At 59.2% G+C, this 15,019-nt stretch carries 13 protein-coding genes and 1 tRNA gene; 8 read left to right on the top strand and 6 right to left on the bottom strand.

The window, feature by feature from the left end; translation table 11 throughout:
* The first annotated feature begins 68 nt into the window (after nucleotides 1–68).
* The 3 genes from dnaG to GSF67_RS09975 all read left to right on the top strand — a co-directional run bounded on the left by dnaG (nucleotide 69) and on the right by GSF67_RS09975 (nucleotide 5,613).
* The gene (gene dnaG / locus GSF67_RS09985) at nucleotides 69–2,054 is read left to right on the top strand and encodes a DNA primase (protein ID WP_006310528.1); all 1,986 of its coding nucleotides are present in this window, start codon (nucleotides 69–71) and stop codon (nucleotides 2,052–2,054) included.
* Nucleotides 2,055–2,446: 392 nt separating this feature from the next.
* Complete coding sequence (gene rpoD, locus GSF67_RS09980; RefSeq protein WP_006310527.1) at nucleotides 2,447–4,501, top strand: RNA polymerase sigma factor RpoD; 2,055 nt, start codon at nucleotides 2,447–2,449, stop codon at nucleotides 4,499–4,501.
* A gap of 194 nt (nucleotides 4,502–4,695) precedes the next feature.
* A complete protein-coding gene (locus GSF67_RS09975) occupies nucleotides 4,696–5,613 on the top strand; it encodes a DUF930 domain-containing protein (protein ID WP_035214660.1) in 918 nt (305 codons plus the stop codon).
* A 72-nt stretch (nucleotides 5,614–5,685) separates the two neighbouring features.
* Here GSF67_RS09975 and GSF67_RS09970 read toward each other — a convergent pair whose 3' ends face one another.
* Entirely contained in the window at nucleotides 5,686–8,238 is a 2,553-nt protein-coding gene (locus GSF67_RS09970; protein WP_006310525.1) for an HWE histidine kinase domain-containing protein, read from the bottom strand.
* 243 nt (nucleotides 8,239–8,481) lie between these two features.
* Here GSF67_RS09970 and GSF67_RS09965 point away from each other — a divergent pair, with 243 nt between their 5' ends.
* Complete coding sequence (locus GSF67_RS09965; protein ID WP_010972106.1) at nucleotides 8,482–8,904, top strand: secondary thiamine-phosphate synthase enzyme YjbQ; 423 nt, start codon at nucleotides 8,482–8,484, stop codon at nucleotides 8,902–8,904.
* Between the two features lie 151 nt (nucleotides 8,905–9,055).
* Complete coding sequence (locus tag GSF67_RS09960) at nucleotides 9,056–9,391, top strand: hypothetical protein (RefSeq protein WP_006310523.1); 336 nt, start codon at nucleotides 9,056–9,058, stop codon at nucleotides 9,389–9,391.
* Nucleotides 9,392–9,547: 156 nt separating this feature from the next.
* On the opposite strand, the gene GSF67_RS09955 is transcribed toward GSF67_RS09960, so the two are convergent.
* Nucleotides 9,548–10,291 carry an SIMPL domain-containing protein gene (locus GSF67_RS09955; protein WP_006310522.1) on the bottom strand — a complete coding sequence of 248 codons (744 nt, stop codon included), beginning with the start codon at nucleotides 10,289–10,291 and terminating at the stop codon, nucleotides 9,548–9,550.
* A gap of 179 nt (nucleotides 10,292–10,470) precedes the next feature.
* Between GSF67_RS09955 and GSF67_RS09950 the strand changes: the two genes are divergently transcribed.
* Nucleotides 10,471–10,546, top strand: a tRNA-Ile gene (locus GSF67_RS09950).
* Between the two features lie 127 nt (nucleotides 10,547–10,673).
* Here the strand turns inward: GSF67_RS09950 and GSF67_RS09945 are convergent.
* Complete coding sequence (locus tag GSF67_RS09945) at nucleotides 10,674–11,045, bottom strand: hypothetical protein (protein ID WP_006310521.1); 372 nt, start codon at nucleotides 11,043–11,045, stop codon at nucleotides 10,674–10,676.
* Between the two features lie 202 nt (nucleotides 11,046–11,247).
* On the bottom strand, nucleotides 11,248–11,877 hold the full coding sequence (locus GSF67_RS09940) for an outer membrane protein (protein WP_006310520.1): 630 nt from the start codon (nucleotides 11,875–11,877) through the stop codon (nucleotides 11,248–11,250).
* Between the two features lie 441 nt (nucleotides 11,878–12,318).
* On the opposite strand from GSF67_RS09940, the gene GSF67_RS09935 reads away from it, so the two are divergent.
* Nucleotides 12,319–12,771 carry a hypothetical protein gene (locus tag GSF67_RS09935; RefSeq protein ID WP_035214658.1) on the top strand — a complete coding sequence of 151 codons (453 nt, stop codon included), beginning with the start codon at nucleotides 12,319–12,321 and terminating at the stop codon, nucleotides 12,769–12,771.
* A gap of 23 nt (nucleotides 12,772–12,794) precedes the next feature.
* Here the strand turns inward: GSF67_RS09935 and GSF67_RS26230 are convergent, their stop codons facing one another.
* Nucleotides 12,795–12,923 (bottom strand): hypothetical protein, encoded by a 129-nt coding sequence (locus GSF67_RS26230; protein ID WP_006310517.1) that lies wholly within the window; start codon nucleotides 12,921–12,923, stop codon nucleotides 12,795–12,797.
* 49 nt (nucleotides 12,924–12,972) lie between these two features.
* Between GSF67_RS26230 and GSF67_RS09930 the strand changes: the two genes are divergently transcribed.
* The gene (locus tag GSF67_RS09930; protein ID WP_006310516.1) at nucleotides 12,973–13,533 is read left to right on the top strand and encodes a dual specificity protein phosphatase family protein; all 561 of its coding nucleotides are present in this window, start codon (nucleotides 12,973–12,975) and stop codon (nucleotides 13,531–13,533) included.
* 191 nt (nucleotides 13,534–13,724) lie between these two features.
* Here the strand turns inward: GSF67_RS09930 and GSF67_RS09925 are convergent, their stop codons facing one another.
* Entirely contained in the window at nucleotides 13,725–14,984 is a 1,260-nt protein-coding gene (locus tag GSF67_RS09925) for an AGE family epimerase/isomerase (protein WP_006310515.1), read from the bottom strand.
* Nucleotides 14,985–15,019 lie beyond the last annotated feature (35 nt).

The following is a 15,019-nucleotide window of genomic DNA, read 5'->3' as shown; positions in this document are numbered from 1 at the left end:
TTTGCGGAGTGTTTTGTATTGCGACTGTTATGCGCTTATATGAAAGACTGGCCTCGAACAGGTAACCCATGCGCTTTTCCAATTCTTTTCTCGATGAGATACGCGACCGCGTGAACATCTCCGATGTGATCGGCCGACTTGTGTCCTGGGATAAGAAAAAGACCAATGCGCCGAGGGGGGATTATTGGGCCTGCTGCCCGTTCCATGGCGAAAAAAGCCCGAGCTTTCACTGTGAGGACCGCAAGGGGCGCTATCATTGTTTTGGTTGCGGCGTTTCTGGCGATCATTTCCGCTTTCTGACGGAGCTTGAGGGGCTGAGTTTTCCCGAAGCTGTGCAGCAGATTGCCGATATGGCCGGCATTTCCATGCCGCAGCCCGATCCGCAGGCGGAAAAGCGCGAGCGCGAGCGCACGTCGCTGCAGGACGTCATGGAAATGGCGACGCTGTTCTTTCAGGATCAGTTGCAGACCTCGCTCGGCGCGCGGGCGCGGGCTTACCTTCGGGATCGCGGGCTGACCGGGCGTACCATCGAGACCTTCCGGCTGGGTTATGCGCCTGACAGCCGCAATGCACTGAAGGAGCATCTTGCAAGCAAGGGTGTGTCCAAGGAGCAGATGGAAGCCTGCGGGCTGGTGGTGCATGAAAACGTGCCGGTCTCCTATGACCGGTTTCGCGACCGCATCATGTTCCCGATCCTGTCGTCGCGGGAAAAAGTGATCGCCTTTGGCGGCCGCGCCATGGCGGCGGATGCGGTGGCGAAATATCTCAATTCCAACGAGACCGAACTCTTTCACAAGGGCAATGTTCTCTACAATTTCGCCCGCGCGCGCCGCGCTTCGCAGGCGGCCGGCGGCACTGTTATCGCCGTCGAAGGTTATATGGATGTCATCGCGCTTTATCAGGCGGGTGTCGAAAATGCCGTCGCGCCGCTTGGCACGGCTTTGACCGAAAGCCAGCTCGATCTCTTGTGGAAGATGTCGCCGCAGCCGGTTCTCTGCTTCGATGGCGATGGCGCCGGCATTCGTGCCGCTAACCGTGCGGCTGATCTTGCCCTGCCGCATATCAAGCCGGATCGTTCCGTCAGCTTTGCCCTATTGCCTGACGGCAAGGATCCGGATGATCTTGTGCGGCTGGAGGGGCGCGCGCCCTTCGACCGGGTGCTTTCGGAAGCCAAGCCGCTTGCCGCGATGATCTGGAGCCGTGAGACATCAGGCGTCACGTTCGACACGCCGGAAAAACGGGCGCAGCTTGAAAGCCGTCTGCGCCAGATCGTTGCCGTGATTGCCGACGAGACGGTGCGCCGCTTTTACCAGCAGGATATGCGCGACAGGCTGAACGGTTTCTTCCAGCCGCGCTTTCAGCAGGGCGGCTCGCAGGGCGGGAATTTCCGTCGCGAGGGCGGTCAGGGTGCCGGTCGCGGTTTCCAGCGCAATGCGCCGGGGCGGGGCGGGGCGATGTCTGCGCCGGCCAGCAGCATTTCCGACCGGCTGACGCAATCCGGTCTCGTCAGGGGGCATCAGACCAAGCCGTCTCTGCGCGAAAGCGTTCTTGCCATCACCATCGTCAACCATCCCGAGTTGCTACTGGAGGAATATGACGAGATCGCCGCCATCGATTACGAGAACCGCGATCTCCAGCGGCTGTGGTCTACGGTGCTGACCTATGCGGCCGAGAGTGCAGCGGACATATCGCGGGCAGGGCTGATCGACCGGCTGTCGCAGCAGGGTTTCGAGCCGCTGTTGAAGACCATGGATCAGCAGGTGCGCAATGCGCGCCTGTGGACGGCGACGGAACAGGCGGCGATGGAGGATGCGCGCGAAGGTTACGTGCAGGCGCTTTCGCTGCATAAGAGGACGAAATCCCTGCTCTGGCAGAAACGGGAGCTGGAACGGGAAATCGCCGAGGCGACCGATGACGAGCGTGGCACGCTTCTGGTGCGGGCGATTGCCGAAGTTCAATTGGAAATCGGCCGCATGGAAAATCAGGAAGCGATCATCGATGGTTTCGGGGTCATGTCGGGCCGGGTGAAGGGGCCGGCCTTTGGCCATGGCTGAGAGGCTGGCCAAGAATAGAAAGACGTGTGGGGTTGCCTTTTGCGGCAAGCGTCCTAAATAGGGGATAGTCTGGTGATAACCGCGAAATGCGGCCTTTTTTGAGAATTTCCGTGGCTGTCTCGCCCTCAAAGGCTTGACGGGGCGGTAAATAGCGGGAATCACCATTTCAGGAAAAGTAAGGTGGAATGAGCCTTGGCGGATAGAAATTGCATGAGCAAGCATTTCCGGGTGCACTGTCTTTGCATTCTGCCTGAGGCTGCCGTGGTTAATCGGCAATTAAAGATCACTCCGTTAGGTGTCTGACAGTGATTCGCGGCAAACCGCTGGATGCTCAAGGGGCGGACGGCGATGCGGCGGAACAGGTGTTAGCGTCAGGGAAAGCGACGAGATAGATGGCAACCAAAGTCAAAGAAAACGAAGAAGCAGAAAACGAACGCGACGGTGCGACGGACGGTCCGCTTCTCGATCTTTCGGATGACGCGGTCAAAAAGATGATCAAGGCCGCCAAGAAGCGCGGCTATGTGACGATGGACGAGCTGAATTCCGTCCTGCCGTCCGAAGAGGTGACGTCCGAGCAGATCGAAGACACGATGGCGATGCTGTCCGATATGGGCATCAACGTTATCGAGGACGAGGATGCCGAGGAAGCCGCGCCGAGCGAAGACGACAGCGATTCCGACAATGAGGAGTCCGAAGGCGGCGAACTGGCGCCTTCCGGCGGCACGGCGCTTGCGACCGCCAAGAAGAAAGAACCGACCGACCGCACCGATGATCCCGTGCGCATGTATCTGCGCGAAATGGGTTCCGTCGAGCTTCTGTCGCGCGAAGGCGAAATCGCCATCGCCAAGCGCATCGAGGCCGGCCGCGAAACGATGATTTCGGGCCTGTGCGAAAGCCCGCTGACGTTTCAGGCGCTGATCATCTGGCGCGACGAACTGAACGAAGGCACGACGCTGCTGCGCGAGATCATCGATCTCGAAACGACCTATTCCGGTCCGGAAGCCAAGGCTGCACCGCAGTTCCAGAGCCCGGAAAAGATCGAGGCTGACCGCAAGGCCGCCGAAGAGAAGGAAAAGACCCGCAGGCTGCGTGCGCCGACCGGCGACGAAGACGTGACTGACGTTGGTGGCGATGGCCTGCCGCCGGAAGAGGAAGAAGAGGACGACGACGAGTCCAATCTTTCGCTTGCCGCGATGGAAGCCGAACTGCGCCCGCAGGTCATGGAAACGCTCGACACCATTGCCGACACCTACAAGAAGCTGCGCAAGCTTCAGGATCAGCAGGTCGAGGCGCGTCTCGCCTGCACCGGTACCCTGTCTTCCGGCCAGGAGCGTCGTTACAAGGAACTGAAGGATCAGCTGATCACGGCCGTGAAGTCGCTGTCGCTGAACCAGAACCGTATCGACAGCCTCGTCGAGCAGCTCTACGACATTTCCAAGCGGCTGATGCAGAACGAAGGCCGGCTGCTGCGCCTTGCCGAATCCTACGGTGTCAAGCGCGACAGCTTCCTCGAGCAGTATCACGGTGCGGAACTCGATCCGAACTGGATGAAGTCGATCACCAATCTGGCCGCCCGCGGCTGGAAGGAATTCGCCCGCGAGGAAAGCAACACGATCCGGGAAATCCGTCAGGAAATCCAGAACCTCTCCACGGAAACCGGCATTTCCATTGCCGAATTCCGCCGCATCGTTTCGATGGTGCAGAAGGGCGAACGTGAAGCGCGTATCGCCAAGAAGGAGATGGTCGAAGCCAACCTGCGTCTCGTGATCTCGATTGCGAAGAAATACACCAACCGCGGTCTGCAGTTCCTCGACCTCATTCAGGAAGGCAATATCGGCCTGATGAAGGCGGTGGACAAGTTCGAATATCGCCGTGGTTACAAGTTCTCGACCTATGCGACATGGTGGATCAGGCAGGCGATCACCCGTTCGATCGCCGACCAGGCCCGCACGATCCGTATTCCGGTTCACATGATCGAGACGATCAACAAGATCGTTCGCACCTCGCGCCAGATGCTGCACGAGATCGGCCGCGAGCCGACCCCGGAAGAACTGGCGGAAAAGCTGGCCATGCCGCTTGAAAAGGTGCGCAAGGTTCTGAAGATCGCCAAGGAGCCGATCTCGCTCGAAACCCCTGTTGGTGACGAAGAGGATTCGCATCTCGGCGACTTCATCGAGGACAAGAACGCGCTGCTGCCGATCGACGCCGCCATTCAGGCGAACCTGCGTGAGACGACCACCCGCGTTCTGGCTTCGCTGACGCCGCGTGAGGAACGTGTTCTGCGTATGCGCTTCGGCATCGGCATGAACACTGACCATACGCTCGAAGAAGTCGGCCAGCAGTTCTCGGTCACCCGCGAACGTATTCGTCAGATCGAGGCGAAGGCGTTGCGCAAGCTGAAGCACCCGAGCCGTTCGAGAAAGCTGCGCAGCTTCCTCGACAGCTAAGCTTCCACTTCCTTCAAAATTGAACCCGGTCAGTGAGCGCTGGCCGGGTTTTTTGTTTCCCGCACTGGCGAACTCTGCGACAAGCCTTATGTGTGAAAACAGGCATTCCGCTTTACTGGAAATGCTCAGCTTCGATTTGGTTCGACAGGATGCAACAGGTTTCGGCAGGCAAATGGCGGCGGGGTGGATGGGCTGTGCCCGTCTCCGTGTTGCTGCATCTTGTCGTCGTCGCACTCTTCTTTTTCGAATTGCCGGAACGGATAGCCGAGCCGCAGGAGCCGGAAAGCGTCAAGGTCGAACTCGTACCGCCGCCCGAGGAGAAAAAGGCGGAGGAGCCCCCGCCGCCGGCTACGGCGGCCAAAGAGGAGAAACCGCAACCTCCGCCACCACCGCCGCCCGCACCGCCAAAGGAAGATGTGAAACCGACGCCGCAACCGCAGGCGACACTGCCGGCTATCGCGATGCGGCCGGAGGAAATGCAGGCCGACAAACAGGACAAGCCGGGCAAGGCGGAAGACGCTGAAAAGAGCGAAGCGTCCGAGGAGCCCGTAAGCCAGCCTGAAAAGGCGGCTGAGGAGAAGCCTGCGCCACCCGCCGCCAACAGCGATCTTCAGGCTTCCGTCGAGCAGGGGGAGATCGCGGTTTCACCCGTGAAGGAAGAAACACAACCGGAGCAGCCACCGGTGCCGCAGGCCAAGCCGGCAGAGGAAAAGCCTGCGGAGGTTGCGGAGAAGAAACCCGCGAAGCTTCCCGCGGCGAAGAGTTTGCTATCATCGGCGTTGCTAACACCGGCGCAGCGACGCCAGATTTTTGGCGATCTACCGCCCCGCCGTCGTATCGTGCAGCTTTGCCAGGCGGAGGCGTTGGCGCAAATAAGAGAGATTTATCCGGCTACCCGAGGCATGTACGGCTTTTCCGACACTGGTGGACGCATATCCGGCAATGTCCTTGATGCTACCGGGGGCGCATTCAATGTCGGCGACGTCTGGCGCGATGTCACGTTTCAATGTGATGTGGATGTGGACAATTACGCAGTGACGGCCTTCAGATTTAAGATAGGGGATGTCATTACACCAGCCGAAGCAACGAAGCGAGGTTTCACGGGGCGATAGTAGATCATCGGTCTGCGCGCGCCTCTACCTCATTCCTATTACAAGCACAGGGATGAGGGGGAGAGGCAACGCTCAAACCCGCTCCGTATCCCCCACCAACACCCCAATCCCAGCCATCAGCGCATCCTCGTCATAGGGCTTGCGGATAACCGGCACATTGCCAAATTCATCCGGCACCATGCTGCCATCCGCATAACCGGTGGCGAAGAGGAACGGGATGCCGCGGCGGTGCAGTTCGCGGGCGACGGGTATGGAGGTATCGGAACCGAGATTGATATCGAGAATGGCGACGTCAGGCAGATAGGTTTTCAGCTTTTCAATCGCCATGGCCGACGAGGTCGCGGTTTCGATTGCCTTGATGCCATTATCTTCCAGCATGTTCTCGACATCCATGGCGATCAGCATCTGGTCTTCGACGAGCAATACTTTCAATGGCTCCTCCCGATTGTAACGTCTGGGTTGCGGCAGGGTTTCCGCCTCGGTTTTTGTCTCGGACGCCGCTGAGACCGATGATACATGGCGGAACGGCAGGAGAATCTCTGCCTCCAGCCCATTCGGCAAATACCGTATCGTGCTGCGCCCGCCGAGATCGTAGGGAATGCTGCGGCTGATGAGCGCCGTGCCGAAACCGGCGCGCGATGGGGCCGGCAGAGTGGTCAGCAGGGTCTCGCGCCATGATATTTCGCAATCGCGATTCTCGTTAACGTCCCAGCGCACATGCAATTGCCCGCCATTTTGCGAGAGCGCACCATATTTGGCGGCATTCGTCGCCAGTTCGTGCAGAACCAGCGCCATCACCGAAAAGGCGCGGGAATCGAGTGTGATCTGGGGTCCTTCGAGCTTCACCGTCGTTTCCGGCGAACGATGGGGCGACAATTCGGCCTCCAGCAGATCGCGCAGCGCGCCGCCGCCTTCGCCGCGAATGATCTGGTCATGGGCAAAGGACAGCGCCTGGATGCGGCCCTTCAGCGCGGTGACATACTCCTGCAGGGTCTTGCCCTCCTGCGAGGGATTGCCGACCAGCGATTTGATGATGGCGAGAACATTCTTGACGCGGTGATTAAGCTCCTCGTTCAGCATGCGCTGGCGCACCTCGGCGCGCTCTCTTTCGCCTGCCATCAGCTCGCTGTGGTGGAACGCCACTTCGACAAGCGCGATTCTCGCGGCTTCGGCGATTTCCCGATCGGCTTCCGACCAGGGCTGTGCCTGCAGGCGAACGGTCTCTTTCCAGATTGCGAAGCTTTTACGCGGCGTGAGGCGGTCGCCCATCGGGCCGGTTTCATAGGATTTTTCCGGATTGCCGGCCCAGTTCAGGTTCTGCACGATCTCCTTGCGGAAAAACAGGAGATAGTCGCTCTTGACCTGCGAAAGCGGGATAGCAAGCATTCCGGCCGCGGTGCCGGCGTATATTTCCGCTTCCGGTATGGCCTGCGACAGGGCGTGTGTTGCCCAGACCCTGCCTTCCGAAGCCGAAGCGACGAAACGCGCCAGCCTTGGAATGGCATCATGCGGTGGCGTTGCGCCATGGCCGTGCCAATTGTTGCCGACCCACAGCCCGACACCGTCGCAGGGCATCAGATCGGCAAAATCCTGAAAACTGTCGACCAGCAGTTCTTCAATGTTGGCGTGATGGGCGGCCAGCCGCAGAAACCGGTCGAGCGCCGCATGGGCGTGGTTGATGGTGTCGAGGCGGCGCTTCTGCTTCAGAACCTGCAGATGCATGGAGAAAAATTCCCCGAACATTTCCGCAGCGATCCGAACTGGCATGCTCAGCACACGCGGCGAATAATGGTGGCAGGCGATCAGGCCCCACAGGGCGCCATCGACAATCACAGAAATCGACATGGAGGCAGCAACACCCATATTGCGGAGATATTCGCAATGGATGGGCGAGACGCTGCGCAAATGCGCGTAGGAGAGATCGAGCGGCTCACCGGAGGCATCGACGGCTGGCAGGACCGGAATGCGGGTGCCGCTGGCATCGGAGATGATGCGCAAGGTGTTCTTGAGATAAAGTGCGCGAGCCTGCTGCGGAATATCGCTGGCGGGGAAATATTGCCCGAGAAAGCTCTCCAGCTCGGGCTGCTTGGCCTCCGACACGACCTTGCCGGCGCCGTCTTCCTGGAAGCGGTAGATCATCACCCGGTCGTAACCCAGCGTCGCCTTTACCAGGCGTGTGGTTCTGGAGATCAGGCTTTCGACGCTGTCGGCCTCGCGGATGCGGTCCACCATCTTGCGCGCCGTGCCGAGCGGCTGCGCGTCGCTGCCCGAGGGCTCGAATTCGATGATGGTGGTGGATTTGTAGCGATGGAGTGAAATATCGAAGCTGCGGCCGTCGCTTGTTTCCATTGCGGGCAGCATGGCGGGGCGCGTGGTTCTACCGGTGACGGTGAGCGCGTTGCGGAGATCGTGGACGAGCTTTTTGCCGAGCACATCCTCGGCGGTCCTGCCGTTGAGATCGCCCTCAAGTCCCAGCAGTTCGCCGCAGTTTTCGGAATGCCGCAGTACCATTCGCATGGCGTTATCGCAGGCGATGAGACAGCCATGCGGTTGAATATAACCTGGAATATGAATGGGTTCGCGGTCGCAATTGGTCAGGTCGACATGATAGTCAGTGGATGCCATGAATCAGTCTTTCGCACCCAGTGCATGAAGAAATGCCGTTTGCCGAATAAAGGGGAAGCCAAAGTCGATCATTCTTAAAGGTCTGCCCTTCCCCGTTCTTTGCAACTATCAACCGGTTTCTTTGTTGTATGGTTTGGAAGCCGTCGTTGCTTAATTGATGTATCCCTAACGTTGCTGGATACAATTTGACATCACAAAACGTCGGAAATGCTGATTTTGTTCCGACTACCAGAAAGAAAAAATGTGCCGCAAAGAACAATAACCATCGCAACCCGCGGACAAGGCCTCTACGAGTTTACATCTGAAGCGGAAGCGATGGTGAGGCAGGCAGGGCTGGAGGAGGGGTTGCTGACGATCTTTGTCCGGCACACATCCTGCTCCTTGCTCATTCAGGAAAATGCCGACCCTGACGTCAAGCACGATCTGCTGACATTTTTCTCCCGCCTCGTGCCGCCTTCCAGCGATCCTTCCATGCGCTGGATCGTTCATACGCTCGAAGGTCCGGATGATATGCCCGCCCACATCAAATCGGCGCTGACGGCGGTTTCCATCGGTGTGCCGATCGGCGAGGGGCGGCTCGTGCTCGGCACGTGGCAGGGGCTTTACCTGTTTGAACACCGTGACCAGCCGCATCGCCGTGAAATTGTGCTGCATATCTCACCCTGAGATATGGATCCCGAGCGACATGCTGCGCGTTAAGCACCCTGAACGCCTGCTGAACATTCGGTTCTGCTGATATTCAGATGGGCGGGTCTAGGGTCTCGTCAATCGCCGGGGGATGTTCCCCTGTCGGCAATGACACAAACGGAGTGAGTTCATGTTCAGCAACTTTGCAAAAGCCGGCCTGGCTACCCTCATCGCCATTGGTGGAATTTCCTTTACGGCGCCGGCTGCTTCCGCAGGCCCGGATGTCCAGTACCGGGTTCAGGTCCAGGATGGCTATGGTCATCGTCCCGGTTGGGGCCGCCCGGACCGCCCGCATCGCGGTTGCTCGGCCTCGCTTGCAGAAGAAAAAGCCAGCCGCATGGGCCTTCGCCGTGCCCGCGTGGTTGACGTGTCGCCGCGCCGTGTCGTGGTAGCAGGCTTTGACCGTCGCGGCCGTGATCGCATCGTTTTCGCCAATGAGCGCGGTTGCCCGGTTATTCGCCGCTAACAGCAGCGATCTTCATTGATCTGTCGATATCCCCGTATGGCAGATCGATAAAAAATGCCCCTCGCTTCCGGAATGGCAGCGAGGGGCATTTCTTTTTATGCCTATGGCGGACGTGAAGATGGCCAGGGCGGCACCAGGGTGCCGCCGCCGTCGATCTTACTGGTCGAGCGCGAAGGTAACGTTGACCACCACGCTATAATTGTTCTCACCCGAAGCGATCGGAACGCTGTCGGCTTCCTTCATCATCGAAGCACGCATCATGCCCGCCGGGACCGGCATGGGGCGCTGCGAGTTTTCGCTGATCTGAATGACGCGGCCGAGCTTCACGCCTGCGGCTTCCGTCAGCGTCTTCGCCTTGGCGATCGCATCGGCAACGGCCTGTTTGCGGGCTTCCGTTACCGTGGCTTCGGGCTTGTCATTGGTGAAGGTGATATCGCCGCCCTGGTTGATGCCGAGCTTGACGGAGGTATCGAGGATCGTGCCGAGCTTCTTCAGATCGCGCACCCGCACCGTCAGGCCGTTGGAAACCTGGTAGCCGGTGATCTCGGGCGCGACATAAACGCCGTCCTTGGGCTCATAATGCTTGTAAAGCGGCTGCACCGAAAAATTGCTCGTCTGGAGATCGCGGTCTTCGATGGCGGCCTCTTTCAGCGCCTTCAGCACCTCGGCCAGCGCCTTGGAGTTTTCCGTCAGTGCAGCCGCTGCGGTTTCCGCCTGCTTGACGACACTGAAGGAGAGGATCGCCATATCGGGCGCGATGGCCGCCTGGCCTTCGCCGGAAACACTGATGGTGGCTTCTCGCGGGGAGGCCTCCTGCGCAGATACCTGGGCGGCAAGCGGCATCGTGGCCGCCGCGGTCAATGCGGTGAGTGCGAAAAGGCGGGCCGTTTTAGTCTTCATGGTGTTTCCTCGTTGATTGAGTCCCTTTGAAGGGTATTGCCTTAGATTGTGTAGCTAATACGGCGACACTGCTTTGCGAAAGCAGGATTGGCTTGTCGGGCTGTAAAAATTGCGTTAGAGCGTGACCTGCCGGATTCGAGCCATTGCGAAACCGGTGTTTCGGATCGTTTTTTCCGAAAGGGCCTGTAGCTCAATGGTTAGAGCCGGCGGCTCATAACCGCTTGGTTGGGAGTTCGAGTCTCTCCGGGCCCACCATTTTTCTTATGAAATCATATGCTTACGAGGATACCCCTGCCGCTGCGCAGGTTGGGAAGCGTGGTATCTCATTGGGAGATCGGTCTGGCTTGTGCATATGACAAACCAGACCTTAAGGTATCTCAGATCAGTTGCAGACCCGCATGCTCTCCATGTGCCAGCCGCCGTCATAGGCGTTGGGCACGCGGCGGTCTTCGAACCAGCAGCGTGGCGGGGGTGGCGGTGGCGGTTCGTAATAGCGCGGGCCGCCATTGCCGTTGGCGATGGCGCCGCCGATCAGGCCGCCGATGACGCCTGCGGCAAGGCCGCCGGCGATGGCTGCGCCATCATTGTGGCGGCGATGTTCGCGATAGGGCGGTGGGGGCGGACCGCCGCGGTCATAACCACGGTCGTAGCGCGGACGATAGGGATAGTCCTGCGCGGCAGCGGTGCCGTAGGACGCAAAGACGCTGCTGCTGGCGACCAGGGCAGCAATTGTGGAAAGAATTATCTTTTTCATCGGGGCTACTCCATAAGCCTGCTTGCGGAGATAGAGGCTCATTATGCCCGCATGATGGCATGGCACGGGTGAACGGCCTGTGAATGTTTCAGTGCCCCGGTGTTCATATTCAAACCTTCGGATGGGTGGATAGCCGACGCAGGCTTCCCACAAAAAAGCCCGGCGGGTGGCCGGGCTTTTTACTGAACTTATGCGGTCCGGCTCAGAACTTCACGCCGAGACCCACTTTCACGGTATGCTGGTCGAAATCGGTGTTGATGCCGAAGATGTCCTTGTCGCCATAGTCGTTATAGCGATATTCCAGCCTGCCGAAGACGTTGTCGGTAAAGGCATAATCCACACCTGCGCCAACCGTGTAGCCGTTGAAGGTAGCTTTGTCGTCGCCGACGGATGTTTCGATGAAACCGCGGGTGGCCGTCCAGCCAGCGGTGGCATAGATCAATGCGTGGTCAAAGGCATAACCGACGCGACCGCGCACGGAGCCCTGCCAGTCGGTGCCGACTTTGATGCCCGAATAGTCATTATCGTTCCAGTTATAATCGACATCGCCTTCGATGCCGAGGACCATGTTATTGTCGAACTGGTAATTGTAACCGGCGAAGGCGCCGAGAATTCCGCCGTTGAAATCATCCGAGACAACGGGGCCGCCCGCCGAAAAATCGCCATTTGCCCAGCCTGCGCCACCTTGAATACCAAGATAGGGGCCAGACCAGGTGAAGACCGGCAGGGTTTCCTGCGCAACCGGCGGGGCCGGGGTTTCGTAGACGGCATCCGCGGCCATTGCGGTGCTGGCCGACAGGGCCAGGAGTGACGTTACGATCAGCGTTTTCATCGTTTTCTCCCTGAGCTGACTGACATCCATAGCATAGATTAGCTACTTTTAATATGGGTTGGGGTTCGGCGGTTCCAAGAGACGTTTTTATCCTCCCGGCGTTCTGGCCGCTCTTGCCCCGGCTCGTGGCGTTCTATCGCCCCGTCATGCGGTTCTGATGCAGCGAACGTCCCTGCCCGCGTTTGGTTCCCATTGGTGTTTCGTCAAAGCTCGGGCGTGGCCATCAACCGGTGTCACGCTTGGTTGTCTTGACAGAAGGGGAGGCGACCATAGAGTTGTGGTCGACAGTGATAATGCCGGTGCTTTGCGCCGCATCTCAAGACGCATCATCGCTGTCGAGACGATACCGCCACGCCCACGCCACGAGGGTGGTCGTTGCGGCAGGAAGGGCATGGGAGGATAAGATCGCATGGGGTTTTGTATTTGCTGGAGAGGAATGACGTGATTGTCGGAGCCGTTCTCAGCGCCATTCTTCTTCTCACCCTCATTGCGTTTCCGCGGCATCTCAAACCCGTCGTCATCTGCCTGCTGCTGATCTGGACGACCACTGCCGCCTTTGTCATTTATGACTGGTGGCGTGGCAGGAAGCGGATCGAGCATATCGTTGCGACCGCCAGTTTCGATGCTGCCTGCGCGGATCCGGCCTTGCCCATTCGCGTCAGCTTCCGTAACGACAATGATGTCGCCGTGCAGCGGCTGACCTATACGCTGGAAGGTTTTGAACCTGCATTCCGCGCCTCCGTTGCCTTCGATCCCTACCAGGTGAGCGAAAGGCGGATCGAGGCCAGCGAGACTTTCGCGGCCTGCCGGTCTTTCCGGCTGCGCAACAATGAACGGGTGGAGCCGCAGCGGCTGGAGTGGCGCGTGACCGTCATTTCCGCGGAATTCGACTGAGCTGTTCTCACGACATTTTGTGATCACGGGATTTTGAAAATTTTCGGCGCTGATGAATGGTGCGCGTGAAAGCCTTTGGTCACAGCGACTTCAGCGGAGAGGCGAATGCCTCGCGCCAGCGCTGGCAAAGCCGATGACTTGTTTTCGTCCATTTGCGATGCCATCTCCCCGTCCATCCGATGAATGTGACGGGCTGACGGTTTGTATAGTGTTCTGAAGTTTCTGAAAATCACGGCCATTGGCCTTGTCGCGCTGCCGGTTCTCGCCGGCGCGCATATGGGCATCGGCCAGCTGACGGGGAATTTTCACGAGGTCATCCCCGGCGAGCTCTATCGTTCGGCCCAGCCGAGCGGCAAGGACATCGCTGCTTATGCCAAGGCCTATGGCATCAAGACGATCATCAACCTGCGTGATGAAAAGCGTGAAGGCTGGTATGAGGCCGAAAGCCTTGCTGCGAAAAACAACGGCATCCGGCTCGTCGATTATCCGCTGAGCTCAAGCGAAAAGGTCTCGGTGGAGGATTCAGAAACGCTGGCGGCGGTACTGCGCAATGCGGAAAAGCCTGTTCTCATCCATTGCGAACACGGCGCGAACCGCACCGGGCTTGCCTCCGCCATTTACGTGGCTGTTGTGGCCGGCAAAAGCGAGGCCGCCGCCGAGTTTCAGCTTTCGCCCTATTACGGGCATGTGCCGATCCCCGGCATCGGGCGCTACGAAATGTACCAGTCCTGGGATGATTTTGAGGAAACCATCGGGTTTTGAGGGTTTTGGAACGCCTTTTGATTTACCCTGGCGGTGTCCTTTTCTGCGTGGCGTTATCCTCGGACTTGTTCCGAGGATCCAACCACGTTGGTCCAGTGGATAGGTAGCAGATGCTCGGGACAAGCCCGAGCATGACGGCGGAGAAGTCTTCGACGCCGTCGCCCGCTGGCATCCCTTTCCCGCAATGCACCTCAATAATCCCCGCCGCTCTCCTTGATCACCTTCGTCAGGCTTCCCGCTGCCGGGAAAAGCGGGATCAGGCAGGCCTGAAGCGCGTGGTAGATATCGCCCTTGCCGGGGAACAGCGTGTGGGCCGGCACCAGATCTTCCGTCAGTTCCTCGTGCCAGCCGCCATTCTCGTGATCGATGAAGTTGTTGGCGATGGTGCTCCAGATGCGGCGGTAGCTATCCTCGTAGAAAGGGTCTGCCGGCAGGTTCTCGTTGAGGAAGTGGGCGGCACCCGCTGCCTCGCACATGGGCCACCAGAGCTTTGCCCGCTTGTCGGGATTGTCGTTCCAGTCGAGCGTATAAAAGAAGCCGCCCTTTTCCCGATCCCAGCCGAGCGCCATGGATTGTACGAATAGCGATTTGGCGGCCACCGGCATCCAGTCGTGCTGGCGCTCACCGAGCACCCATAATTGCAGGATGAGACGCGCCCATTCCAGCCAGTGGCCGGGGGTGGAGCCGGAGGGGCGGAACATTTCGTTGCCGCGATACGCCTTGTCGAGCGTCCAGTTCTCGTCAAAGTGCTCCGGCACGCGGAAATCCAGCTCACCGGCGCGGCGGCGGATGACGAGATCGGCGATGCGTTCAGCCTTGGTCAGGTAGTTGCTGTCGCCCGTCGCCTCATAGGCGGCCATCAGTGCTTCGGTCAGATGCATGTTGGAGTTCTGGCCACGGTAATTATCGATGGGCGACCAGTCGCGGTTGAATTCCTCGGCGATGGCGCCGTGTTTTTCTTCCCAGAACCGGGTTTCCAGCACCTCGGTAATGTCGGCCAGCATCTGGTCGGCAAGCGGATGCCCGACGGTCTTGGCGGAAGAAGCGGCCAGAAGCACGAAAGCATGGCCGTAGCCCTGTTTGGTGGCATCGACGGGGCCGGCATCATTCACCTGCCAGAAGTAACCGCCATGTTCGCCATCACGATGATTGTTCCAGAGATAGGTCATGCCGTGGTCGACAATATCGCCGCAGCCCGGGCGGCCGAGCAGGTGGCCGATGGAGAAGCAATGCACCATGCGGGCGGAGGCGTGAATGCCGCGCACCGGGTCATTCGCCTGTAGCGGCGCGCCCTTGGCGTCCAGATCGAAGAAGCCGCCGGCGGGGTTGAGGGCACGGTGCTGGAAGAAGTCGAAAAGTCCCTCGGCCTGTTTTACCAGCCACTGGCGGTGCCAGGGCAGGGTGTTCCAGTTGCGGCTGTTGTGATCGTCTTCAGGCATCTCGTCCTCCATGCGGTTTGCTGCTTCGGCTTATATCCTTGCCGTAT

Origin of the sequence: Agrobacterium sp. CGMCC 11546 (assembly GCF_013365515.1) — a bacterium.
In the GTDB taxonomy this organism is placed as follows: Bacteria; Pseudomonadota; Alphaproteobacteria; order Rhizobiales; family Rhizobiaceae; genus Agrobacterium; species Agrobacterium fabrum.
The sequence above is the reverse complement of the archived record's forward strand: the minus strand, read 5'-3'. Positions and strand labels throughout refer to the sequence as shown.

Bases quoted from the DNA above. Each gene is read 5' to 3' on its own strand.
- GSF67_RS09940 (WP_006310520.1), bottom strand. From the start codon at position 11,877: ATGAAAACGCTGATCGTAACGTCACTCCTGGCCCTGTCGGCCAGCACC.
- rpoD (WP_006310527.1), top strand. From the start codon at position 2,447: ATGGCAACCAAAGTCAAAGAAAACGAAGAAGCAGAAAACGAACGCGAC.
- GSF67_RS09955 (WP_006310522.1), bottom strand. From the start codon at position 10,291: ATGAAGACTAAAACGGCCCGCCTTTTCGCACTCACCGCATTGACCGCG.
- GSF67_RS26230 (WP_006310517.1), bottom strand. From the start codon at position 12,923: ATGGACGAAAACAAGTCATCGGCTTTGCCAGCGCTGGCGCGAGGCATT.
- GSF67_RS09925 (WP_006310515.1), bottom strand. From the start codon at position 14,984: ATGGAGGACGAGATGCCTGAAGACGATCACAACAGCCGCAACTGGAAC.
- dnaG (WP_006310528.1), top strand. From the start codon at position 69: ATGCGCTTTTCCAATTCTTTTCTCGATGAGATACGCGACCGCGTGAAC.
- GSF67_RS09960 (WP_006310523.1), top strand. From the start codon at position 9,056: ATGTTCAGCAACTTTGCAAAAGCCGGCCTGGCTACCCTCATCGCCATT.
- GSF67_RS09945 (WP_006310521.1), bottom strand. From the start codon at position 11,045: ATGAAAAAGATAATTCTTTCCACAATTGCTGCCCTGGTCGCCAGCAGC.
- GSF67_RS09970 (WP_006310525.1), bottom strand. From the start codon at position 8,238: ATGGCATCCACTGACTATCATGTCGACCTGACCAATTGCGACCGCGAA.